The organism is [Clostridium] cellulosi (assembly GCF_036762875.1).
Taxonomy (GTDB): domain Bacteria; phylum Bacillota; class Clostridia; order Oscillospirales; family Ethanoligenentaceae; genus Ruminiclostridium_D; species Ruminiclostridium_D cellulosi.
This window is the reverse complement of record NZ_JBAIZF010000023.1, coordinates 40,640-64,558: the sequence shown is the minus strand read 5'-3', so window position 1 is coordinate 64,558 and position 23,919 is coordinate 40,640. Positions and strand designations below refer to the sequence as shown.

The 23,919-nt window shown below is 44.3% G+C and carries 28 protein-coding genes and 1 other annotated feature; of the genes, 23 read left to right on the top strand and 5 right to left on the bottom strand.

What is annotated here, in order from left to right:
* The first annotated feature begins 325 nt into the window (after positions 1-325).
* The 8 genes from V6C21_RS06825 to V6C21_RS06790 all read left to right on the top strand — a co-directional run bounded on the left by V6C21_RS06825 (position 326) and on the right by V6C21_RS06790 (position 7,500).
* The gene (locus V6C21_RS06825; RefSeq protein ID WP_479268651.1) at positions 326-811 is read left to right on the top strand and encodes a DNA recombinase; all 486 of its coding nucleotides are present in this window, start codon (positions 326-328) and stop codon (positions 809-811) included.
* Positions 812-993: 182 nt separating this feature from the next.
* Positions 994-1,848: a substrate-binding domain-containing protein gene (locus tag V6C21_RS06820; protein WP_479268650.1), complete on the top strand. Its 855-nt coding sequence runs from the start codon at positions 994-996 to the stop codon at positions 1,846-1,848.
* 69 nt (positions 1,849-1,917) lie between these two features.
* Positions 1,918-2,772: a phosphate ABC transporter permease subunit PstC gene (pstC, locus tag V6C21_RS06815; protein WP_479268649.1), complete on the top strand. Its 855-nt coding sequence runs from the start codon at positions 1,918-1,920 to the stop codon at positions 2,770-2,772.
* Positions 2,772-3,647, top strand: a complete 876-nt coding sequence (pstA, locus tag V6C21_RS06810; RefSeq protein WP_479268648.1) for a phosphate ABC transporter permease PstA — start codon at positions 2,772-2,774, stop codon at positions 3,645-3,647. The genes pstC and pstA overlap by 1 nt, the downstream gene beginning before the upstream one ends.
* A 115-nt stretch (positions 3,648-3,762) precedes the next feature.
* Positions 3,763-4,512 (top strand): phosphate ABC transporter ATP-binding protein PstB, encoded by a 750-nt coding sequence (pstB, locus tag V6C21_RS06805; protein WP_034837355.1) that lies wholly within the window; start codon positions 3,763-3,765, stop codon positions 4,510-4,512.
* Positions 4,512-5,162: a phosphate signaling complex protein PhoU gene (gene phoU / locus V6C21_RS06800; RefSeq protein ID WP_479268647.1), complete on the top strand. Its 651-nt coding sequence runs from the start codon at positions 4,512-4,514 to the stop codon at positions 5,160-5,162. Before pstB ends, phoU begins: the two co-directional genes overlap by 1 nt.
* Entirely contained in the window at positions 5,159-5,833 is a 675-nt protein-coding gene (locus V6C21_RS06795; protein WP_027621472.1) for a response regulator transcription factor, read from the top strand. The genes phoU and V6C21_RS06795 overlap by 4 nt, the downstream gene beginning before the upstream one ends.
* Complete coding sequence (locus V6C21_RS06790; protein WP_034837346.1) at positions 5,830-7,500, top strand: ATP-binding protein; 1,671 nt, start codon at positions 5,830-5,832, stop codon at positions 7,498-7,500. The genes V6C21_RS06795 and V6C21_RS06790 overlap by 4 nt, the downstream gene beginning before the upstream one ends.
* 108 nt (positions 7,501-7,608) lie before the next feature.
* On the opposite strand, the gene V6C21_RS06785 is transcribed toward V6C21_RS06790, so the two are convergent.
* The 3 genes from V6C21_RS06785 to V6C21_RS06775 form a co-directional block, all read right to left on the bottom strand.
* On the bottom strand, positions 7,609-7,746 hold the full coding sequence (locus tag V6C21_RS06785) for a hypothetical protein (RefSeq protein WP_479268646.1): 138 nt from the start codon (positions 7,744-7,746) through the stop codon (positions 7,609-7,611).
* A gap of 111 nt (positions 7,747-7,857) precedes the next feature.
* Positions 7,858-8,283 (bottom strand): CBS domain-containing protein, encoded by a 426-nt coding sequence (locus V6C21_RS06780; RefSeq protein ID WP_034836712.1) that lies wholly within the window; start codon positions 8,281-8,283, stop codon positions 7,858-7,860.
* Between the two features lie 293 nt (positions 8,284-8,576).
* A complete protein-coding gene (locus V6C21_RS06775; RefSeq protein WP_034836714.1) occupies positions 8,577-8,807 on the bottom strand; it encodes an alpha/beta-type small acid-soluble spore protein in 231 nt (76 codons plus the stop codon).
* A 195-nt stretch (positions 8,808-9,002) separates the two neighbouring features.
* Here V6C21_RS06775 and V6C21_RS06770 point away from each other — a divergent pair, with 195 nt between their 5' ends.
* From V6C21_RS06770 to V6C21_RS06700, 15 genes are all read left to right on the top strand, one after another.
* Complete coding sequence (locus V6C21_RS06770) at positions 9,003-9,377, top strand: GntR family transcriptional regulator (RefSeq protein WP_045085660.1); 375 nt, start codon at positions 9,003-9,005, stop codon at positions 9,375-9,377.
* Positions 9,370-10,101, top strand: a complete 732-nt coding sequence (locus V6C21_RS06765) for an ABC transporter ATP-binding protein (RefSeq protein WP_479268645.1) — start codon at positions 9,370-9,372, stop codon at positions 10,099-10,101. Before V6C21_RS06770 ends, V6C21_RS06765 begins: the two co-directional genes overlap by 8 nt.
* On the top strand, positions 10,092-10,871 hold the full coding sequence (locus V6C21_RS06760; protein ID WP_479268644.1) for a hypothetical protein: 780 nt from the start codon (positions 10,092-10,094) through the stop codon (positions 10,869-10,871). Before V6C21_RS06765 ends, V6C21_RS06760 begins: the two co-directional genes overlap by 10 nt.
* A 7-nt stretch (positions 10,872-10,878) precedes the next feature.
* The gene (locus tag V6C21_RS06755; protein WP_479268643.1) at positions 10,879-11,886 is read left to right on the top strand and encodes an ABC transporter ATP-binding protein; all 1,008 of its coding nucleotides are present in this window, start codon (positions 10,879-10,881) and stop codon (positions 11,884-11,886) included.
* Positions 11,886-12,887 carry an ABC transporter permease gene (locus V6C21_RS06750; RefSeq protein WP_479268642.1) on the top strand — a complete coding sequence of 334 codons (1,002 nt, stop codon included), beginning with the start codon at positions 11,886-11,888 and terminating at the stop codon, positions 12,885-12,887. Before V6C21_RS06755 ends, V6C21_RS06750 begins: the two co-directional genes overlap by 1 nt.
* Entirely contained in the window at positions 12,884-13,963 is a 1,080-nt protein-coding gene (locus V6C21_RS06745) for an ABC transporter permease subunit (RefSeq protein ID WP_479268641.1), read from the top strand. Before V6C21_RS06750 ends, V6C21_RS06745 begins: the two co-directional genes overlap by 4 nt.
* 315 nt (positions 13,964-14,278) lie before the next feature.
* On the top strand, positions 14,279-16,918 hold the full coding sequence (locus tag V6C21_RS06740; RefSeq protein WP_034836724.1) for a valine--tRNA ligase: 2,640 nt from the start codon (positions 14,279-14,281) through the stop codon (positions 16,916-16,918).
* Positions 16,919-17,122: 204 nt separating this feature from the next.
* Entirely contained in the window at positions 17,123-17,272 is a 150-nt protein-coding gene (rpmG, locus tag V6C21_RS06735) for a 50S ribosomal protein L33 (protein ID WP_034836726.1), read from the top strand.
* A gap of 29 nt (positions 17,273-17,301) precedes the next feature.
* Complete coding sequence (gene secE / locus V6C21_RS06730; RefSeq protein ID WP_051492274.1) at positions 17,302-17,556, top strand: preprotein translocase subunit SecE; 255 nt, start codon at positions 17,302-17,304, stop codon at positions 17,554-17,556.
* 67 nt (positions 17,557-17,623) lie between these two features.
* Entirely contained in the window at positions 17,624-18,145 is a 522-nt protein-coding gene (gene nusG / locus V6C21_RS06725) for a transcription termination/antitermination protein NusG (RefSeq protein WP_034836728.1), read from the top strand.
* Positions 18,146-18,264: 119 nt separating this feature from the next.
* Complete coding sequence (gene rplK, locus V6C21_RS06720; RefSeq protein WP_034836730.1) at positions 18,265-18,690, top strand: 50S ribosomal protein L11; 426 nt, start codon at positions 18,265-18,267, stop codon at positions 18,688-18,690.
* A 58-nt stretch (positions 18,691-18,748) separates the two neighbouring features.
* Entirely contained in the window at positions 18,749-19,441 is a 693-nt protein-coding gene (rplA, locus tag V6C21_RS06715) for a 50S ribosomal protein L1 (protein ID WP_034836731.1), read from the top strand.
* A 51-nt stretch (positions 19,442-19,492) separates the two neighbouring features.
* Positions 19,493-19,644, top strand: a sequence feature (ribosomal protein L10 leader region).
* A 45-nt stretch (positions 19,645-19,689) separates the two neighbouring features.
* The gene (gene rplJ, locus V6C21_RS06710; protein WP_479268640.1) at positions 19,690-20,223 is read left to right on the top strand and encodes a 50S ribosomal protein L10; all 534 of its coding nucleotides are present in this window, start codon (positions 19,690-19,692) and stop codon (positions 20,221-20,223) included.
* A gap of 63 nt (positions 20,224-20,286) precedes the next feature.
* On the top strand, positions 20,287-20,670 hold the full coding sequence (rplL, locus tag V6C21_RS06705; RefSeq protein WP_034836735.1) for a 50S ribosomal protein L7/L12: 384 nt from the start codon (positions 20,287-20,289) through the stop codon (positions 20,668-20,670).
* A 159-nt stretch (positions 20,671-20,829) separates the two neighbouring features.
* Positions 20,830-21,408 (top strand): SOS response-associated peptidase, encoded by a 579-nt coding sequence (locus V6C21_RS06700; protein ID WP_051492275.1) that lies wholly within the window; start codon positions 20,830-20,832, stop codon positions 21,406-21,408.
* Positions 21,409-21,466: 58 nt separating this feature from the next.
* Here the strand turns inward: V6C21_RS06700 and V6C21_RS06695 are convergent, their stop codons facing one another.
* Positions 21,467-22,597, bottom strand: a complete 1,131-nt coding sequence (locus tag V6C21_RS06695; RefSeq protein ID WP_479268639.1) for a DegT/DnrJ/EryC1/StrS family aminotransferase — start codon at positions 22,595-22,597, stop codon at positions 21,467-21,469.
* Positions 22,598-22,629: 32 nt separating this feature from the next.
* Complete coding sequence (locus tag V6C21_RS06690) at positions 22,630-23,871, bottom strand: DNA polymerase Y family protein (RefSeq protein WP_045085655.1); 1,242 nt, start codon at positions 23,869-23,871, stop codon at positions 22,630-22,632.
* Positions 23,872-23,919: the final 48 nt, after the last annotated feature.

The following is a 23,919-nucleotide window of genomic DNA, read 5'->3' as shown; positions in this document are numbered from 1 at the left end:
GTCAAATTGTTCGTTTGACTGACAAGTAAATAAAAACACTCACTTCTTTTTTAACAGGGGCAAATACCTCGTTTGAAAACAATGCCGAAAAACGGCTTAAAATAGATGCAAAAAATCTCACGAAATTTAAAGAACTGCTTAGCTTTTGAGATTTTCTGCAGTTTATAGGGTAGGGGGATCTAAATCTCTACCGCTTTTCATCCCGGAAACGGGCGGGGGGTCACGCGCGAAAAATCGCAGTTTCAAACAGTGTCATGAAATATTTCGAAGGGTTCATTGGAATAACCGAGGAAAGAAATCAATCGTATGGAGATGCGTCAGCAGATTGGAAAACACCGGTTTATTTTGTACCGCTTCCACTATACTTGAAGATACGCTTAAAGAGAAAATTGTAGATGCCATCAATGTAGCGGTCAGCGGAAAAAACTCTTTTCTGGCCATACTGAAGAAGAATATTGAAACCGTATTAAGCGAGGATTTGGATGAGAGTACAGCAGATATTGATAAAAGGCTGGAAGAACTCCAAACCGAGTTGATCCAAAAGGCAAATTCAAAGGAAGCATACGATAATATTGTCAACGAGATTTACCGCTTACGGGACTTAAGGCAAGAAACACTTTCAAGAAACGCTCTCCGCCAAGATAAGAGGGATCGGATTGCTGAAATGACGGACTTCCTTAACACGCAAACCGGTGATATTACGGAGTTCGATGATAAACTGGTCAGAAAACTGGTTGAAAAAGCAACGGTATATGATGACAGGTTAATGGTAGAGTTTAAGTCGGGATTAGAAATAGAAGTGAATCTATAAGATTGTAATAAGATTGCCGCCAGTTGGGAAGGAAAATCTTCTTAATTGGCGGCATTTTAATCTGAGAAAAGGGTGTTACGTGAGATTTTACATAGATTTAACCTTAACCTGCCTTTAGATTTTACTATTCTGCTGTAGTATTTGAATTGTAAAAAAACTGGAGGAAAAGGAGAAAAAACGTTATGAAAAAGATGAAAAGAATTGTATTGACCGTAACCATACTGGCACTCTTTTTTACAGGCTGTGCAACTGGAGGTGGTAATGAAATTGCAGTTGTTTCCCGGGAAGATGGTTCGGGCACCAGAGGAGCATTTATTGAACTTTTTGGAATTGAAGAAAAGGATGCAAATGGGAATAAGGTAGATAAAACAACGGACGAAGCAACCGTTGTAAACAGTACCTCTGTTGTAATGACCACAGTCGCTGGTAATAAGAATTCCATAGGATATATATCTCTGGGTTCTTTGAATGATACCGTCAAAGCGGTTAAAGTTGACGGAGTTGAACCTACTGTTGAGAATATCAAGAACAATACTTACAAGGTTTTCAGGCCTTTTAATATCGCAACCAAGGAAAATCCCGGCGAACTGACTCAGGATTTTATCAGCTTTATCCTTAGCAGTGACGGACAAAAGGTAATTGAAGAAAATGGTTATATTGCTTCTTCAGAGGAAGGCCCTTACAGCAGTACGAAGCCATCCGGTAAAATAGTAATAGCTGGGTCTTCCTCGGTAACACCGCTCATGGAGAAGTTAAAAGAGGCTTATTTGAAGTTGAATACCAATGCAGAAATTGAAATACAGGCGAGTGATTCCACAACGGGAATGAAATTAGCTATGGAAGGAACATGCGATATTGGTATGGCATCCAGAGAATTGAAGGAGAGCGAATTGAAGAAGTTAAAGCCAACAGTTATAGCCATGGATGGTCTTGTTGTTATTGTAAATAAGGAAAACCCGGTAAGTAATCTGACAAGTGACCAAATTAAAGGTATTTTCAAAGGAGAAATTACCTCTTGGAATGAGGTTGCTAAGTAAGATAAAACAAGCCAGCGGAGCATTTGCTGGATGAGACGCACATTCTGGCTTTTAAGGGGTTAAGTATCTATGACAAAATACAAAGAAAGCATAATGAAAGCAATATTTTTTGCAGCAGCCTGCACATCCATTCTGGCTGTCACGCTTATTTGTTTATTTCTATTTATAAACGGTGTCCCCGCTATTGCTAAAATCGGGATATTTGATTTTCTGATGGGCACAACATGGAAACCGAATAATACGCCTCCTTCATTCGGCATTTTACCCATGATCCTGGGAAGCATCTATGTAACAGCCGGCGCTGCGGTTGTCGGAGTTCCCGTAGGGGTTTTAACAGCCGTATTCATGGCCAAATATTGCCCCAAAAAGCTTTACCGCATCTTAAAACCCGCCATAAACCTGCTCGCAGGGATTCCCTCCATCGTATACGGATTTTTCGGACTTGTAGTGATAGTACCCTTTATCCGCGATACCTTTGGGGGTACAGGCAGCAGCATGCTGGCGGCATCCATTCTCTTAGGCATCATGATTCTGCCTACGATTGTAGGTATAAGCGAATCAGCAATCAGAGCCATACCCCAAAGTTATTATGAGGGTGCGCTGGCACTCGGAGCAAGTCATGAGAGAAGCACTTTTTTTGTAGTTCTGCCGGCAGCAAAATCCGGTATCATGGCTGCTATAGTCTTAGGGATAGGCAGAGCCATAGGAGAAACCATGGCAGTCATCATGGTTGCAGGGAACCATGCAAGAATGCCTGCCGGATTGTTGAAAGGCGTTAGAACACTTACAGCCAACATAATAATCGAAATGGGTTATGCTGCGGAATTGCATAGAGAGGCTCTAATTGCGACAGGTGTCGTGCTGTTTGTTTTCATTCTTATTATAAATTTATTACTATCATTGCTTAAAAGGAGGACTGGCTGATGGAATCCATCAACAAACGATCATATATGCAAAAGCTCAAGGCTTATAAGCGAAATCCTATATCGCTGGTTCTATCCCTTTTAGTAATGCTATCAACTATTCTTACGATAGGTATTTTGCTCTTTTTGATTGGGTATATCATGATCAAGGGAATACCCAATATCAAGCCTGAACTGTTTCAGTGGGAATACAACACCTTAAACGTGTCACTGATGCCGGCTTTAATTAATACGGTTATCATGACGCTCATTTCGCTGCTGATTGCAGCACCTATAGGAGTTTTTTCTGCTATCTATCTGGTTGAATATGCAAAAAAAAGCAACAAGTTGGTTAGCATAATCAGAATTACTGCCGAAACACTGTCAGGGATTCCGTCAATCGTTTACGGTCTGTTTGGCTTGCTGTTCTTTGTAACCGCTCTTGGCTGGGGGATGTCTCTCCTGGCAGGGGCATTCACACTGTCAATCATGATTCTGCCACTTATTATGCGTACCACTGAGGAAGCATTAAAAGCAGTTCCTAATTCGTATCGGGAAGGCAGTTATGGGCTGGGCGCAGGAAAGCTAAGGACTGTATTTAAAATCGTTTTACCCTCTGCAATGCCTGGCATTTTGGCCGGCGTCATCCTGGGCATCGGAAGGATTGTAGGAGAAAGCGCCGCGTTAATCTATACGGCTGGAACTGTAGCTGAAATACCAAAGGGCAGCGATTTTCTGTTTGATTCTACCCGAACATTATCGGTTCATATGTACGCACTTACCAGCGAAGGGTTGTATGTAGACCAGTCTTATGCAACTGCTGTAATACTGTTTATAATCGTGGTATTGATTAACTGCCTCGCAGGGTTTATATCAAAGAAACTGTCAAAAGTCTAAGGCGCTATTTGAAAGGCACCAGGCGATTCTTGATACCAGGGACCAGATATCAGATACAAGCCGCTGGATACCAGACTTTAATTGCCGGAAGAAACGGAGGTAAAAAGGAAAAGATATGGACAAAATTCATATAGAAAATCTGGATTTATATTACGGCGATTTTCAGGCGCTGAAAAAAATCAACCTGAATATAAAAGCAAATGAGGTTACAGCCTTCATCGGGCCATCAGGCTGCGGAAAATCTACGCTTTTAAAATGCCTGAACCGAATGAATGACCTTGTTGAAGGTTGCAGAATAACTGGTAAGGTTCTGCTTGACGGCGAGAACATCTATGGTGATATAGACATCAACCTACTGCGAAAACGGGTGGGAATGGTTTTCCAAAAGCCCAATCCTTTTCCTATGAGTGTGTATGATAATGTGGCATTTGGGCCACGTACACATGGCATAAAATCAAAAATTAAACTGGACGATATAGTGGAACGGTCGCTCCGGCAGGCCGCAATATGGGATGAATTAAAGAGCCGCTTAAAAAAGAGTGCTTTGGAACTCTCTGGTGGTCAGCAGCAAAGACTCTGTATTGCGAGGGCATTGGCGGTACAGCCGGAAGTTTTATTGATGGATGAACCTACGTCAGCTTTGGATCCTATCTCAACATCCAAAATCGAAGACCTTGTTGTTGAGTTGAAGAATGATTATACTATTATTATAGTTACCCATAATATGCAACAGGCTGTACGCATTGCAGATAGCGTAGCATTTTTTTTAAATGGAGAAGTGATAGAATATGCAAGAGCGGAGAAACTGTTCTATATGCCACAGGATAAACGCACAGAGGACTATATAACCGGGAGGTTTGGGTAATGAGAAATAAATTTGATGAACAACTGGACCATTTAAAAACTCAGATGATACAGATGGGTGCATTGTGCGAAGAAGCCATAGCAAGTGCAACAAAAGCGCTTATCAGCGGAGATATAGAACTTGCCAAAAAAGTAATAACTACAGATGAGGACATAGACCATAAGGAAAAGGAGATTGAAAGCATCTGTCTCAAATTGCTTCTCCAGTATCAGCCGGTTGCCAGGGATTTGCGGCAGATTTCTTCTGCTCTAAAGATGATAACAGATATGGAGCGAATTGGAGACCAAGCTGCAGATATTTCAGAAATTATCATGCTTGCAAATATAAAGGCTGCAAATAACACAAGTCATATAGCAGACATGGCAAAGGCTACGATAAAAATGGTTACCGACAGTATTGATGCGTATGTCCAACAGAATTTAAAACTTGCAAAAGCGGTAATAGATTACGATGATGTAGTAGACAATCTGTTTAATGATGTAAAAGCGGATATGATTAGGCTGATTAATGAAGATACTGAAAATGGCGAATTTGCTATTGACCTGATAATCATTTCCAAATACTTCGAACGAATAGGTGATCATGCTACGAACATCGCAGAATGGGTCGTATTTTCCATTACCGGCAAGCATGTGGAGGAAGAACAATGATCTATTGTGTAGAGGACGATAGAAGCATTCGGGAGCTTGTCATATATGCACTGAAATCCATTGGTTATGAAGCTATTGGTTTTGACAAAGCTGAGCCATTTTATAAAGAATTGGAAAATAAGCTACCCGATTTAGTATTGCTTGATATCATGTTGCCCGGCGAAGATGGTATTAAAATATTGAAAAAACTAAAGGCATCATCGAAACTACGGCATATTCCGGTAATCATGCTTACTGCAAAAAGCGCAGAATATGACAAGGTTTTAGGGCTGGACAGTGGAGCAGATGATTATATTACCAAGCCTTTTGGTATTATGGAGTTCCTTTCCCGTGTCAAAGCAGTTCTCAGAAGATCAGGAAATGTAAGTAATTCATCTGAAATATCTGTTGGACAGCTAACGATGTATATTGACAAGCATGTTGTTATAGCAGACGGGAAAGAGGTTGCTCTTACGTTCAAAGAATTTGAGCTTCTGAAATATTTGATGGAAAATGCTGGCATTGTGCTGACAAGGGATAAGCTCCTGGAGGAAGTATGGGGATATGAATATGAAGGCGAAACTCGTACTTTGGATGTGCATATCCGTACCCTGCGGCAGAAGCTTGGAGAAGCGGGAGCGATTATTGAGACGGTGAGAGGGGTTGGCTATAAGATCGGAGGAAAGGCATGAAAAAGAGTATTTATAAAAGCATGCTGGTATTGGCCCTTACAACTATTTTACTTACCTCGTTTCTTATAACCGGAGTGATGTACCGGGCATTCTATCTCAGGATGCAGCAAGAAATCAGGAATGAAGCCATTTTTATATCATCCGCTTACAATCTAATCGGACAAGAGTTCTTTTCCCGCTTTGCTGATCAAGAAAACTCCAGCAGAATCACTTGGGTAGCAAGTGACGGTACTGTTTTGTTTGATAATTTCACTGATGCAGAACAGATGGAAAATCACCTCAATAGGCCGGAAATTGCCGATGCGTTGAAAAACGGATTTGGTGAAGCAGTTCACCTTTCTAAAACTCTAGGAACTCAGACCTTTTATTGGGCTGTCCGACTTAATGACGGCACAGTCCTAAGAGTATCAGCCACGACTAATAGTGTTTTTAAATCTGTTTTAGGTTTTTTTCCGTATGTCGCTTTAATCACATTGATGGTTATCTTGCTGACCATGATCATTGCCAACCTGTTGACGAAAAAAATCTTTCTTCCTTTGAACAATTTAAATTTGGAGGATCCGTTGTCCAATGATGTCTATGACGAATTGTCTCCATTGCTAATTCGCATGGCTAAACAAAATGATCAGATTAAAAGTCAGTTCAAAAAACTGAAAGAGCAGAAGGAAGAGTTTAATGCAATTACGGAGAATATTAGAGAGGGAATCATAGTTTTAAACAACAAAGGCTTGATATTATTCATAAACAAAAGTGCCGCAGACATATTCAATGTCAGTACTCAGGATATAATTAACAAGCATATATTAACACTTGATCGAAGCATAACTCTTCAAAAGGCAATAGAGACAGCTATGGGAGGGCATTTATTTGAGGATATATTTGCCATAGGTGAAAATTCTTTTAATTTACTGGCTAGCCCTGTTAAGGATGAAGTGGTTGTCAAAGGAGTTATTCTGTTTATATTGGATGTAACAGAAAAACAATCCGCCGAAAAAATGCGCCGTGAGTTTGCCGCTAATGTGTCGCATGAACTTAAAACGCCTCTCACCTCCATTTTAGGTTACGCAGAGCTTATGAAAAGCGGCATGGTAAAACCTGAAGACATTTCCGAGTTTTCCGACCGCATATACAACGAAGCAAGGCATCTCATAGACTTGATAGAAGATGTGATACGGATCTCCAGACTGGATGAAAAAAATGTTCAGCTCCCCTTTGAAGAGATTGATTTATTGGAATTGGCAAAAGAAACAGTCGGCAGATTATCTTCCCTTGCACAGCAGAAACGGATAAAGCTATCAGTCGGCGGTGATAACGCGATCATTTTTGGTGTTAGACAAATTCTGGAGGAGATGATCTATAATCTTTGTGATAACGCAATCAAATACAATTATGAAAACGGCAAGGTTGATGTAAATGTAAAAACTTTCTCCGACCAGGTTGTACTAACCGTAGCCGATAATGGCTTTGGCATTCCGAGGGAGCACCAAAGCCGCGTGTTTGAACGCTTTTATAGAATTGACAAGTCCCATTCAAGGGAAACCGGTGGAACTGGTCTGGGCCTTTCTATTGTAAAGCACAGTGCCGAATTCCATAATGCAAAGATTCGATTGATGAGCAAGCCTGGAAAGGGTACAACGATTACAGTTATATTTAGTCGTGAACAATAGAACCGAATAGCACGGTGTTTTGTTGATATGTTTCCGCATACCTAGAATTTTAAAAACAACCAAAACCCATTGACATGTTCCCGTAAACGTAAGGTTCAAAAAATCAGCCTAAGACATCAATCCAAGCGGCTCGTTCCACCTTGACGCTGCTGCAATAGACGCTCTCAAGGAAGCAGTTACAAACTTCGAGGGCTCGGTGATATTCGTTTCCCACAGCAAGGATTTCTGCGCTCTTGCTGACAGCACATTGGATATGGAAAAACTGTTTGACGACTGAAAATAAAATATTGTTCAGACAAAAAAATCGGGCTGAAAAACAGCCCGATTTTTATATATTGTTATGTCGTTTAGACAGGATCATGCTTTAAGTTTTTCTTTTACATTAAACAATTTCTCATAGCAGTAATTGATAATATCGCTGCGTTTTATAATGCCGATGAACTTGTTGTTGTCATCGACGACCGGGACAAAATTCTGGTGCGCCGCCGTTATAAGCAGGCTTTCAATATCGCAGTTTATACGAACCGGCTTATTGACGAATTTTCTCGGGATGTCCTTGATTCGTATTTTGCTGGTGTTACTGAAATCAAGTCCCGGCGTGTTTTTCATTTTCCATAAAAGGTCTCCTTCAGTTAATGTCCCCACATATTCCCCCTCATCATTAATAATAGGAATTGCCGAATAGCGGTGGTACTCCATGCGTTCGAGTGCCTGCCTCATGGTCGAAGATTCCTTTTGATACACCACATCTTTTTTTGGTGTAAGAAAAAATGCAATGTTCATTGTTTAATCTCCGATTATAAATATTTTACATTTTCCATAAGTATTATAACCCAGCATTTTATGAAATTCAATGAACTATTTATGAACAATTGTTAAATGAAAGTTAATAAACTAAGTCCTTCTACTGGTTAAAATTACATTAATTATGTGATATAATACAAATCATGTTGTGTATCCGTTTAATACATTCAGCTATATATAGGCTTAATTCGAGAGAAATTCTCTGTTGGAATATGTAATGCAAGGCTTTTTAGTACATGCCTTGCATAAAACAAACGGTTGCTTAGTTTGATTTACTTCATCATATTGCTTTCAAATGACTTAATCATGCGCTTGACCATTTCACCGCCGATAGGGCCGCCTTCGCTTCCGTTCTGGTATGCAGTGACGTCACCCTTGTCGTGGTCGTTATATTCTTTAGTGAACTGCAAACGCCCTATATCTTTGGCACACTCCATTTTAAATCTGTTTATAGCCTCATAGTTTTTCGGTACAAGTACCCTTGAACTGCGGTTTCTTGCCATAAAATCACTCCATGTTAGTTTTAAAATTCTGAAAAATGTCCGCCTCCAGAAATATTATGTCCCTAAAATTTTATTTTCACTAACAAAAGGTGTTGACAAAAGTTAGATTAGTGTGTATTATTGTATTAGATGATTAATACAATAATACAATAGTACAATTACGATAGATTAGAAACAGAAATACGGGGGTGGACTATGATAACATTTAGTTCGGCGTCGCCGATATATATACAAATAATTGAAGAAATAAAGCGTGAGATAGTCTCAGGTGTAAGACAGCCCGGCAGCAGGGTGGAAACCGTTCGCGAGATGGCACAGGAAATGGGGGTCAATCCCAATACAGTGCAGAAAGCATTTGCTGAATTGGAGCGGGAGGGGCTTATGTATTCAGAAAGGACTTCAGGCAGATATATTACAACTGATGTTGATTTAATAAAAAAGGTCAAAGAAGAATCAATTGTTTCGACAATAGCGGAATTTGTCAACTTGATGAAGAGATCAGGCTTTAATAATGAAGATATCCTAAGGCTCGTTAGCAAATATCTTGAGGAGGGCAGAAACAATGGCTGATCAGATAATGCAGCCGGATACCGCCGGCAATATAATAGAAATCCACGGACTGACCAAAACCTACGAGGGCAGAATAGCACTTTCGAATGTCAACCTTTCCATTCCGTCCGGGCGCATTGTTGGATTGCTTGGGCCAAACGGGGCCGGCAAGACGACGCTGATAAAGATTATTACTGGCGTGCTCAGCGGATACAGCGGGCAGGTACTTATTGATGGGCATAAACCGGGAGTTTATACAAAATCCATTGTCTCATATCTTCCTGATAAAACATATCTCAGCAACTGGATGAGGGTTTCGGATACTATTGACCTGTTCAATGACTTCTATGCCGATTTTGACAGAGTAAAAGCTGCAGAAATGATGAAGCGGCTTGGTATTGACCCAAAACTCAAGGTTACAAAATTGTCAAAAGGCACATATGAGAAAGTACAGCTTGTGCTGGTCATGTCGAGGGCGGCAAAGCTTTATGTACTTGATGAACCGATCGGAGGCGTAGATCCTGCGGCCCGCGATGTAATCTTAGATACAATACTGAAAAACTACAGTGAAAACAGCACAGTTTTGCTTTCAACACAGCTTATATCCGATGTTGAAAGAATCTTTGACAGTGTAATCTTTTTAAAGGAAGGTCAGATAGTTCTCAACGAAGATGTGGATACATTGCGTGAAAAGTATAAGCAATCCGTCGACGAACTTTTCAGGGAGGTATTTAGATGCTATTAAAGCTTTTAAAGTATGACATAAAGTCAACGGCTGCAAAAATGCTGACAGCATTTGCGGTATTTGCTTTTATCTGTATAGTGATACCTCCGATCATAAAGCTGTTTCAAGAGGATGCAGCAATGACCTACTTGATATTTACTGTACCGGTAGGCGCGATTGCGTTGAGTATTGTAACTTTTATCTTTATATTTCAAAGGTACAACTCTGGCCTTTATGGCAATGAGGGCTCTCTTATGTTTACCCTTCCTGTGAAAGGGCGGTATTTGCTGATATCAAAGTTTATAACCGCATTCATGTGGACAATATTAGGGTGCGTACTCGGTTTTGCATCTATATGCACGATAGTTTATGTGTCTCTGTCTTTTGACGAAATAAGGAAAGGTATAAACTTTCTTGATTTACTTGATGTTTGGAACATATCGACATTGCTTTTGATTATCACTTTGATAATTGTCACAACTGTTCAATTCATCATTCAGGTTTATTTTTCAATAACGATATCAAAACTGCCGATTTGGCGCAAGTTCGGCGTATTAGTAGGAATACTCACATATTTGGCAGTGGATTATATTGATTCAATTTTAGAAATGTGCTTATCCCCAGTTCATGTTGGCAAATTCAAAGTTGAGGGCTTAGCTGCATTACGGGCAGTTACAGGGGAATTTATTTGGAGAGTACAACTAATACCTATTTTGATTTCACTTGTTTTGAGTGTCGGTATGTTTATCGCCACAACCGTGCTAATAGAGAAAAAGACGAGCTTAAAATAATCAGGCTTTGGCAGATACGGTAATTTGCCGCGGGAGCGGTTTAGATTATATCCAATATATAGACGATTTTAAGAAGAGAGAGAGTGATTATTCGATGGTTACACCGGTTTTAAAAACAACGAATCTTAAAAAGTGCATCGGGAAACGCACTATTGTTGAGGGCATCTCGCTCGAACTCGAACCAGGGGAAATCTTTGGCTTTTTAGGCCCTAACGGTGCGGGCAAGACGACGACAATCCGTATGATCGTTGGGCTGTCAAAGATAACGGAAGGTAACATCTATATCAACGGCCATTCCGTGAGAACCGAATTCCGTGAGGCTATGCGCGACATCGGCTGTATAGTTGAAAACCCTGAAATGTATAAATACATGTCAGGCCTCGACAATCTTAAGATATTCGCAAAGCTTTATAAAGGCGTCGATATGGATCGCATAAACGAGGTTGTAAAACTCGTTGAGCTTGAAGACGCAATTAAAAATAAAGTAAAGACCTATTCATTGGGTATGAAACAGCGACTCGGCATAGCGCAGGCACTGTTGCACCGCCCGAAGCTGCTGATACTCGACGAGCCGACAAACGGCCTTGACCCCGCAGGTATCAGGGCGCTCCGCGAACTTCTGCGCCGCCTTTGCAAAGAAGAAGGCATGACGGTTTTCGTGTCGAGCCATATTCTGGCGGAAATGCAGCAGATGTGCGACAGGGTCGGCATTATCAATCACGGGCATATGATCTGTGTCAAGACAGTCGAAGAGCTGATAAATATGTCCAGCGATAATAAAGCAAAGCTGCTGCTCCGCACTGGCGACAACGCAAAGGCTCAGGAGATTCTTTCTCAAAACGGGGTACCGTTTGTAGCTGAAGCCGATGGAATCCATATTGAAACGGCCAAGGATAAAGTACCGGAAATCGTTACGGCGCTTGCCACCGCCGGTATTCCTGTTTTCGGCATGGACACACTGGAAACCCAGTCGCTCGAAGATGTATTTATGAAGCTCACTGAGGAGGCAAAATGATGGGGAATTTTATCAGTCTTGTCAGTGTCGAAAACATAAAATTGTGGAAGCGCTTATCCACAAAGCTTATGATTCTTATAATGGCGGTCGCAATTGTCGGAATTTGGGGACTAGTGAAAATGGCCGCGGATTTAAACCAGCAGTTCATAGACTCTAAACAGGCCTCGCAAAGCGAGAAGCTCGACTGGAAAGAGCGACTCAAAAAAGATAACGAGTCTATTCAGGCTATTATAGATTCAGCCGAGAAAAGCGATAGATTCAGGGATAAGAGCACACTTGACCAGAATAAAAGGCAGCTTGCCGAAAATAAATACCGCATTGAGCATAATTTAAAAACTATTGAAAATCGAAATTATGATATTTGGTTTGACTTATCTACAATGGGCATATGGCAGATAGTTGCGTTATTCGTTATTATAGCGACAACTGCGCTCGTGGCCGGAGAGTTTTCGGAGAGCACCATGAAAACGATGATACCGAGACCGTATGCCAGATGGCAGATACTGACTGCAAAATTTATAGCAGTTCTAATCTACACGGTGGTTATGACAGTCATCGGATATCTTGTGTCACTCGGTGCAGCGGCCATTTTCTTCGGGACAAGTCAGTTTAAAGACCCTGTGCTGCTTTGGTTAGGCGGCAATATTGTCGAAGTATCAAGCGTTGCCGCAGCGTTTATCTTAACCGGACTCGAGTTTCTTTCTGTTCTGGTTTATGTAATATTTACATTTGCATTATGCGCTGTTGCCCGTTCAAGGGCACTTGCAACCGGACTTGCCATCTTCCTCATGTTTGGCGGAAGTTTAACTCAACTGATTGCTCAGAATTTCGACTGGGGCAAATATATCTTCTTTGCGGATACGAATTTTTCATCGTTTACAACCTTCGGTTCAATATCTTACGGATTGACACTTCCTTTTGCACTGGTCATCTGCGCAATTTATTGTATTGTTTTCATGTTTGCGGGTTACTTTGCCTTTGCCAAGAGGGATATCGCGTGAAATTAAAAGGTCAAAGGTACTGCCTGCAAAAGGTCTCCTTTGATTTATCTTACAGAAAGGGACTGATGATTATGGGAAATTTTCTGTCGCTTATAGCTGTTGAAAATAAAAAACTCTGGAAGAGAATTTCAACAGTAATAATGATCCCTATATTGATAGCCTTAGTCTTTGCTTGGGGCGGCCTTGAAAAGCTGATTACTAATATGGCAATGAATGAAGCGGGCAATCAGACGACATCACAAAGTCAATCCGTCGGCAACTGGAAAGATAAGCTTAAAGCTGAGAATACCATGCTTCAAAAGGCTATTGATGAGGCTGAAAAAAGCGAGTGGTTACAAGCCAAGCAAGGTATTGATTCAGATAAAAGGAAAATAGCCGAAAATGAATATCGAATTAATCATGATATGGAACCATCCAAAGATGGAAACCCAGATTTCTGGGAAGTTGTAACATCCTTAAGTGTGTGGAGCTTTATCGCCCTCCTTGCCGTTATCGCTTGTACAGCGCTCGTGGCGGGCGAGTTTTCCGAGGGCACCATGAAAACAATGATACCAAGGCCATTTACGCGCTGGCAGATTCTGACCGCGAAATTAATTGTCGTAGTGCTATATACCCTTGTCTTGACAGTTGTTGCATTTATCTCTGCTTTAATAGTATCTTTAATATTCTTTGGTAGCCACGGAATCGGCGATAACGTATTCCTTTGGATAGGCGGCAAGATTTTTTGCGTTCCGGGATTAGTGGGTTCGCTTGCCGATTTCGGACTAAATTTCTTGACTGCATTGGTCTATGTGATTTTCACTTTTGCAATCTGCGCCATGTCCCGTTCGCGTGCACTGGCTACAGGACTTTCCATATTCCTGATGCTCGGCGGCTCATTTACAACAGAATTAGCAATGAATTTCAGTTGGGGCAAGTATATTTTCTTTGCCGACACCAATTTTTCCTATTTTATCACCAAAGGCGCACCTTTTTACGGAATAACGCTTGCATCGGCGCTTATCATCTGCGCGGCTTACTGCGTCGCATTCCTTGCTGCGGGTTATGTCATATTTATGAAACGTGACATAGCATAACCCGGACAAAATGCAGTTTCAGCGGACACTTATTCCTGTGGTTTAAGTGTCCGTTGCTTTTATGAGGCTGAAATCCCTCTGTCACCGCAATTTTTCTTGACACAGCTAAGTTAAAGTCATATAATTACAATTGATTGTTTTGACATTGGAACAGCGAAAGCTGTTCCATTTAATTATTGTAGAAAATCATCTTAAACTTACCAATGCAAATAGATCCGGCAGCAAGATGCCCTCGGGAATTCCTATTTTTACGCACGCCCGAAAGGTACGGTGCGGCGGTATTCTGCCGGTTTGAATTAAACGGGAGGAAATACAATGGCAGAACTCGCAAAGACATACGAACCGCAGGAAGTTGAGGACAGAATATATAAGTTCTGGCTCAACGGCGGCTATTTTCACGCAACTCCTGACGCTAAAGACGAGAGCGGCTCGAAAAAGACACCTTATACAATCGTAATTCCGCCCCCAAATGTTACAGGTCAGCTTCATATGGGACATGCCCTTGACGAGACGCTTCAGGATATACTAATCCGTTTCAGGCGCATGCAGGGCTATGAAGCGCTGTGGCTGCCGGGAACAGACCACGCTGCTATTGCTACGGAAGCGAAGATCGTTGAGGCAATGGCGAAAGAGGGCCTGAAGAAGGAAGATCTCGGCCGTGAGAAATTCCTTGAGCGCGCATGGGCGTGGAAAGAGAAATACGGCGGACGCATAGTCGAACAGTTAAAGAAGCTCGGTTCTTCCTGTGACTGGGAGCGCGAGCGTTTTACAATGGACGAGGGCTGTTCAAAGGCTGTCAGAGAGGTATTCGTGCGCCTTTATGAAAAGGGGCTTATCTACCGCGGCGAGCGCATAATCAACTGGTGCCCCCACTGCAAAACATCTATTTCAGACGCAGAGGTCGAGTATGAGGAGAAGGAAGGCTTCTTCTGGCACCTGCGCTATCCTCTTGCTGACGGCAGCGGCTATATACAGCTTGCGACGACAAGGCCGGAGACAATGCTGGGCGATACTGCGGTAGCGGTTCACCCGGAAGATGAACGCTATAAGGCGCTCATAGGCAAAGAGGTTATTCTGCCGATAGTCGGCAGGAAGATTCCGATTATCGCAGACGAGTACGTCGAGCGCGATTTCGGAACAGGTGTCGTTAAGATTACACCGGCTCACGACCCGAACGACTTTGAAGTAGGCCTGCGCCATTCTCTCCCTGTAATCAACATTATGAACGAGGACGCTACAATTAATGAAAACGGCGGACGTTTCCAGGGCCTCGACCGTTATGAGGCACGCCGTTTAATTGTCGAAGAGCTTGAAAAAGGCGGTTACCTCGTAAAGACCGAGCCGATAAAGCATAATGTAGGCTCCTGCTACCGCTGCCATTCCATCGTTGAGCCGCGGGTATCAAAGCAGTGGTTTGTCAAGATGCAGCCGTTGGCAAAACCGGCAATAGAGGCTGTCAAAAACGGCGAAGTAAGGTTTATACCGGAACGCTTTGAAAAGATATATTTCCACTGGATGGAGAATATCAAGGACTGGTGCATTTCGCGCCAGCTCTGGTGGGGCCACAGGATTCCCGCATGGTACTGCGCCGACTGCGGAGAAACAATCGTTGCAAGGGAAGACCCGAAGACCTGCCCGAAATGCGGCAGCACACATCTCAATCAGGACGAGGACACCCTCGATACCTGGTTCTCGTCGGCTCTGTGGCCGTTCTCTACACTCGGCTGGCCGGATGATACGCCGGAACTCAAATACTTCTACCCGACCGATACGCTCGTCACGGGTTATGATATTATCTTCTTCTGGGTTGCCAGAATGATTTTCTCCGCAATTGAGCATACGGGCAAAGTACCGTTTAAAACAGTCCTTATCCACGGCCTTGTACGCGATGAAAAGGGCCGCAAGATGTCCAAATCCCTCGGCAACGGCATCGACCCGCTCAAAGTAATCGAGGACTACGGCGCCGACGCGCTGAGATTTACTCTTGCGACCGGCAACAGCCCAGGAAACGACATGCGCTTCTCCAAGGAAAAGGTCGAGGCAAGCCGCAACTTTGCAAATAAGATTTGGAATGCCGCGCGCTTTATCCTGATGAACTGCGAAGGTAATAACGTGACCTATGGGCTGCCTGAAAAGCTGAATATTGAAGACAAGTGGATTCTCAGCCGCTTCAATACCCTTTGCAAGGACGTTACCGAGAACCTCGAAAAGTTTGAGCTCGGTGTAGCTGTTGCGAAACTTTACGATTTCATATGGGATGTTTTCTGCGACTGGTACATTGAGCTTGCTAAGACCAGAATTAACTCTGGTGACGAGGACGCGGCCTCTTCACGCCAGGTGCTCGTATGGGTAATGTCCAATACCTTAAAACTGCTCCATCCCTTCATGCCCTTTATAACAGAGGAAGTATGGCAGACCCTGCCCCATGAAGGCGAATCTATAATGGTTCAGAAGTGGCCTGAATATAAATCAGAGCTTAACTATCCCGAAGAGGAAGCGGCAATCGAGCGCGTTATGGACGCCGTCAGGGCAATCCGCAACCGCCGCGCCGAGATGAATGTTCCACCGTCAAAGAAGTCCAGCGTTTATATCGAAACCGACTTTGCCGGTGATTTTGAGGCGAGCAGGATGTTTATTGAGCGCCTTGCTTATGCCAACTCGGTCAAGGTCGGCGAGGGCTTCAATATAGAAGACGCGGTTCAGATAGTCACATCGTCAGCCCGCATCTATATCCCGATGGGCGAACTTGTCGACAAGGAAAAGGAGCTTGCCCGCCTTAACAAAGAGAAGCAGAAGGACGAAAAGATGTTGAGCGCGGCAGAGGCTAAACTCAACAATCAGGGCTTTATCGCCAAAGCTCCGGAAGCTGTTGTGGCGGCGGAACGCGAAAAGGTAGCGAAGCTCAAAGAAAAGATAGCAATGCTTGAGGACAGCATAAGGAAACTCTCTAAGTGAGCTATATAATAAATGAAAAAACCAGCGGCGGGGGAAGCCCCCCGCTGCGGTTTTTCAAAAAATATACACTTGTAATTAAAAAAGCTTGACATTGATGTTTTAAGTATGGTATAGTAAGAATACCTCAAAAGGGTCTTTTTTTATGCTCATTTTGACCCGCATGTGAGGGAGGCCAAAATTTTCCGATTTTCGGGAGGTGCCGTTATGAGAGTAAAGGTGACATTGGCTTGCACAGAGTGCAAACAGCGCAACTACAACACGATGAAGAATAAGAAAAACGATCCGGACAGGCTCGAAATGAAAAAGTACTGTCGGTTCTGCCGTAAGCATACTCTCCACAAGGAAACCAAGTGATAAGGCTTAAAGTTAAGGAGGGTTAAGCCATGCCGGATATCGAAGCAAAAGTGAAGGGAAAAAGTGTCGCGAAGAACAAGGCCGGTAAGAAGCGTACAGAAGGCCTCAAACGCTATTTTACCGAGACGAAAGCGGAGTTCAAGAAGATAATATGGCCGACACCGAAAGAAACATTTAAACAGACAGCTATAGTGTTTCTTGCGATATTAATTTTCGGCGTATTTATCTGGGCTCTCGATAGTCTTGCAATGAGTGTATTTTATAATCTTCTTCAGAAATACTGATACCGTAACCTAAAAAGTACGGTAACTATGTAATTTTTAGCTGCTAAGCGGCGGAATGGAGGCACAAATGTCTGAAACAGCTAAGTGGTATGTGGTACACACTTATTCCGGATACGAGAACAAGGTTGCCTCTAACCTTCAGACAATTGTCGATAATCGCGGCCTTCAAGATGTAATTCAAGATATTAAGATTCCCACCGAAAAGGTAACTGAAATCAAGGATAACGTCAAGCGTGAAGTCGAACGCAAAATTTTTCCCGGTTATGTGCTTGTCAAGATGGAACTAAACGACGAAACCTGGCATATTGTGCGGAATACGCGCGGTGTAACTGGCTTTGTCGGTTCGGGTTCCCATCCTGAACCGCTCACTGATAAAGAGGTAAGCGCCCTGGGCGTCGACAAGCGCGAGGTTCAGGTCAATTACTCGGTGGGCGATAGCGTTCGCATAATCGACGGGCCGCTTGACGGTTTTATTGGCAGGGTGGAGGAAGTCAACTCTGATAAGAATGTTGTCAGGGTTATTGTTTCCATGTTCGGCCATGAAACACCCGTGGAGCTTGAGCTCCATCAGATTGAAGTAATCGGCTGAAGACTATTCATTAAGCAACTCGCGGCGTTATGCCGCTTGTTACACGCGTCTTATTGGGCGCGTTTGTGGGAGGACAATACATTTGTCCGCCATTTACCACGATTTAGGAGGTGCAAACTATGGCTCAAAAAGTAGTGGGCTACGTCAAATTGCAAATTCCCGCCGGAAAGGCTACACCGGCACCACCTGTAGGTACAGCTCTCGGCCCTCACGGTGTTAACATTATGGCGTTTACGAAGGAATTCAATGAACGCACAAAGAAAGACGCCGGCCTGATTATTCCGGTAGTTGTGACCATTTACGCCGACCGTTCGTTCTCATTTGTTACTAAGACACCGCCCGCGACCGTTCTTATAAAGAAGGCCTGCGGCATTGAAAAGGGTTCAGGTGTGCCAAATAAGACGAAAGTCGCGAAGATCACCAAGGAGCAAGTCAGGAAGATAGCCGAGCAGAAAATGCCGGATCTTACAGCTGCCACGTTGGAAGCTGCTATGAGCATGATTGCGGGTACAGCTCGCAGCATGGGTGTCGAAGTAGTTGACTAATGCTCCCGGGTGGGAGGAAAATTCCGCTATTAACCACTCAAGAGGGAGGTAAGTTCAAGTGAAACACGGTAAAAAGTATGTCGATAGTGCAAAACTGATTGACAAAAATAAATTATATGATGCTAGTGAAGCGCTTGAGCTGTGCTGCAAGACCGCAAAAGCGAAGTTCGACGAAACTGTCGAAGTTCATGTAAGGTTAGGCGTTGATTCACGTCACGCTGAGCAGCAGGTTCGCGGTGCGGTTGTTCTGCCGCACGGAACAGGCCGCAATGTGCGCACACTCGTATTCGCTAAAGGTGATGCCGCAAAGGCAGCCGAAGAGGCCGGCGCTGATTATGTAGGCGCTGAAGAATATGTCGCCAAGATTCAGAATAACTGGTTTGATTTTGATGTAGTAATTGCATCGCCCGATATGATGGGCATTGTCGGACGTCTCGGTAAGATACTTGGTCCTCGTGGCCTTATGCCGAACCCGAAGGCTGGCACAGTTACACCTGACGTTGCAAAGGCTGTCAAGGAAGCTAAGGCCGGTAAGATTGAATACCGTCTTGATAAGACAAATATAATCCACTGCCCGATCGGAAAAGTATCTTTTGGCCCCGAGAAACTCGCCGAGAACTTTGACACATTGCTTTCAGCAATTGTCAAGGCGAAACCGGCGGCATCAAAAGGTCAGTATATCAAGTCCTGTGTCATTGCAACGACAATGGGACCTGGTATCCGTCTCAACCCGGCAAAGGTTGGCGTTTGATTTTTCCGGTTGACAAACGGAATATCTTATGCTATTATAAAATAGTTGATTAGTTTTATAACCGTTTATCCTAAGACAGCAGGTGCCTTTATAGGCTCAAATTGGCCTGCCGAGGTGTAACGCTTGCATTGTTCGGTACTTATTACCGAATTATAATGTATGCTGAGCCTTCGGCGAAAGCCGAAGGCTTTTTTGTTGGGGACCCCAACGTTCAAAGCACCTCTGTCAAATTACAAGGAGGTGAAATGATGCCAAGCAAAAAGATTCTTGAGCAAAAGCAGCAGATGGTCGATGAGCTCGCTGAAAAGATGAAGAAGGCCGTTTCAGGTGTTCTTGTTGATTACACAGGCATATCTGTTGCGGACGACACAAAGCTGCGCGCTGAGCTGCGCAAAGCGGGCGTATATTATACGGTTAAGAAGAACAGCATAATCAGTCTTGCTGCGAAAAAGGCCGGTCTCGAGGGTTTCGATGAGTATCTGAAGGGTTCAACAGCTATCGCCCTTGCGGAAGAGGACATGATAGCTCCTGCAAAGATTCTCGCGAAGTTTGCTGACGAAAAAGATAATTTCAAGATAAAAGCAGGCTTCATTGAGGGCGAAACAGTAGATGCCGGAAAGGTTAAGGAACTCTCAAAACTGCCTTCGAAGGAAGTGCTTGTTGCGAAATTCTTGGGCGGCTTGAATGCTCCTATCAGCAGATTCGTCAATGTGCTTAACGGCAACCTGCGTGGTCTTGTCGTTGCTCTTAACGCGATCGCTGAAAAGAAGAAGAGTGCTTAATTATAATTTAAACTTAAATTTAAATCAAACGGATTAAATCCGTAATTAATGGAGGTAAATACAATGGCTTCAGAAAAAGTTACAAAGCTTCTTGAGGAAATAGATTCCCTTACTGTTCTTGAGCTCGCCGAGGCTGTCAAGGCTCTCGAAGAGAAATACGGTGTTTCCGCTGCTGCTCCTGTTGCAGTAGCTGCTGCTGCTCCGGCTGCTGGTGCTGCTCCGGCTGCTGAGGAGAAAACAGAGTTTGATGTTATTCTTTCCGATGTTGGTGCCTCAAAGATCAACGTTATCAAGGTTGTCCGTGAGATCACTGGCCTTGGCCTGAAAGACGCTAAGGACCTCGTTGACGGTGCTCCGAAGCCTGTCAAAGAGAAGGTTTCTAAGGCTGAAGCTGAGGAAATCAAGAAGAAGCTCGAAGAAGCTGGCGCAAAGGTTGAGCTTAAGTAATTTAGCGCAACGCGTAAAATATAAGGCTGCGGCAGGGCAAACGCTTTGCCGCAGCTTTTTTGTATGTTTAACCGCGCTACCGCAAGACCATTTGTTGCAATCATCGGTGAGCTGCAATATAATTATAACAAATAATGAGGTTAAGGGCGGATTTAACTTATGTGTGCGGTTTACAAGCTCAAGCTGAAACCCGATGGCGAGATAATAAGAAAAATAAAAGAGCGTTACGGCGAGGAAATCGCAATGGATTACCTTGACGCCCAGCTTTTCCCCAAAAGCACAGCACCAGTGCTCGGGCCCAGCAGAAAAATCGCCCTTCTTAAGTGGGGATTCCCGGTTTCAGGCAAGAGCAGAACTGTCTTTAATGCAAGGGCGGAAAGTTTAACCCAGAAGCCGATGTTCAAAAGCTGTATCCAAAACAGGTGCATTGTGCCGGCGACAGGCTTTTTTGAATGGGGAGAGGCCGGCGGCAAAAAGCAGAAGTATGAAATTGAAACTGATGATGAAGTGATGTATTTCGCCGCACTTTTCAAGAAATTCTATGACAGCAACGGTGAAAAGGTTTTCTGCTATACAATCATAACAACGCCGCCCAATGACGAAATGGCGAAGATTCACAGCCGCATGCCCGCAATCCTTGATGCCGAGGGTCAGCAGAAATGGCTCGACCCCCAGACTGACCCTGCTGATATCCTTTTGCCGTATCCCAAAAGTTTAGTGATAAGCAGGGCAGAATAAATACAATAAGAAAAATCCCGTTATGTATAAGGCATAACGGGATTTTATAATGCCGAATTCAGTTTTTAACCGCCTTTTTGAGCACCTCGCAGATAAATTCTATTGTGCCGCTTTCAAGATACGGGTGCATAGGCAGCGCGAGAACCCTGCTGCACGCGTCTACTGCCGCCGGACATTCGTATCCGGAGACGTCGAGATAAGAGAAAGCGGTCTGCAAATGCAGCGGTTTTGGATAATATATGTTTGTCGGAATCCCCTCGGTTTTCAGGGCAGCGCGGACTTTGTCCCGCTCGCCGCTGTCTTTGAGCATTATCGTATACTGGGCCCATGAGGAATAGAAGCCGTCCTTTACCCGCGGCACTTTGACAACGCCGTCAAGCAGTCTGGTGTAAAGCGCCGCCGCTTCGTTTACCCTTTTGAGCTCATAGTCCCTGAGCGCTTTGAACTTAGGAATCAGAATTGCCGCCTGCAGGGTGTCGAGCCGCGAATTCATACCTATCCTGACGTTGTCGTATTTGGTGCTGCCTTTGCCGTGGATGGCGAGGGAACGGACCATATCAGCGAGGCTGTCGTCGTTTGTAAAGACTGCGCCGCCGTCGCCGTAGCAGCCGAGCGGTTTCGCCGGGAAAAACGACGTGCCCGCCGCGTTCCCAAAACTGCCGGCCCTTTTGCTGCCTATCGCGCCGCCGAACCCCTGCGCCGCGTCCTCAAGCAGCAAAAGCCCGTGTTTCTCCGCAATTTTCTCAATCCGCGGATAATCTGCTGGCTGCCCGAACAAATCCACCGGTATAACAGCCCGGGGCCTCAGCCTGCCTTCGGATTCTACCTTTTCTATCGCGGCTTTTAATGATTCCGGGTCCATATTGAAGGTATCTTTATCGATATCCACAAAAACAGGCTCTGCGCCGAGCTTTGCCACGACCTCTGCCGTTGCGAAAAAGGTGAAGTCGGGGACAAAAACGGCGTCACCGGCTCCGATACCCCAAGCCATCAGCGGCAGCAGCAGCGCGTCCGTTCCGCTTGCGCAGGTAATGCAGTGCTTGACGCCGACAAACTCCGCAAGCTGTGCCTCCAACTCTTTTACCTTGTTTCCCGAAATAAATGAGGCCGTGCCGATAACGTCGGCTATGCCCGCGTCAATCTCTGATTTTAACGCGGCATACTGTGCCTTTAAGTCTCTGAATTCCATTTTTATATCTCCAATATATTTAAAATTGTGTATTATCGCAAGAATGAGACAGGATGAACCACATGGGTCAGCGGGTCGTGCTCATAGGTCAGGTCGTCCCCCAGCAGCGACGCCCGCACAATAGATGAATGGCCGAACCGTGACCTTATAGCGTCGACGCTTGCTTCAAGCCGTTCACGCCGCCGTATGCGCTCTGTGTTTTCAAAGAAGTTGAGCTGAATGCCGTTTGCGGCGTCCGTAAGGTCACATGCCCTTACGCCCAGGGAGCGCAGCGGCCTTTGAAAGTTGTAATTTTTCAAAAACAAATCCATTGCCGCCTTTGAAAGTTCCCACGCCGTACAGCAGGGGCGTTCCAGCTTTGTCTGGCGCTCAAACCACGAAAGGGTATTGTCCCGCACACTAATCTGCAGGGTAGAAGCGCGCAGCCCGTGTTTCCTAAGGCGTTCGGCCACGCTTTCCGACAGCGCGGTAAAGACTTTCCACGCCTCGTCGGCGTTTTCTATATCGCGGTATGTCGTCATGCTGTTGCCTATGCTTTTGATACTGTCGGCCTCACCCGAGCGCGCGACAGGCGATAGGTCAAGCCCGTTTGCAAACGACCACAGCATCTCTCCCCATTTTCCGAGTATTGAGCGCAAAAAAGAGCTGTCGGACTCGGCAATGTCGCCTATCGTGTGAATACCGTAGCGTGCGAGCTTTCTGGTTGTCGCAGGCCCGACGTAAAGCAGGTCGCTTGCCGGAAGCCCAAAAATCTTATCCTTGTAATTTTTCTTTGAGATGACGGTTACGGCGTCGGGCTTTTTTAAGTCGGAACCGAGTTTCGCAAAAATCTTGTTCCAGGAAACACCAACTGAAGCCGTTATGCCAAGCTCGCTCTTTATTACGTTGCGCAGCTCATTAGCCGCTTTTTCGCCGTCCCCGTCAAAACCGGCGATACCGGAAAGGTCGAGCCAACATTCGTCAAGGCCGAAGCTTTCGACGCGGTCGGTATATCGTTCATAGATTTTGCGGGCGGCCTTTGAAAATTGAATATAAAGGTCATACCGCGCGTTTAAGGTGACAAGTTCGGGGCATTTTTTCTTTGCCTGCCAGATTGCTTCCCCCGTCGATACCCCGTATTTTTTCGCTATCTGGTTCTTAGTCAATATTATGCCGTGGCGCTGTTCAACATCACCGCAGACGGCGACGGGTTTGTCTCTGAGTTCCGGGTGATAAAGACATTCCACACTCGCATAGAACGAGTTCATGTCACAATGCAGAATAACCCGCTCCATAACAGCCTCCATATAAGGGAACATCGTTTCCTTATATTATATCATGGC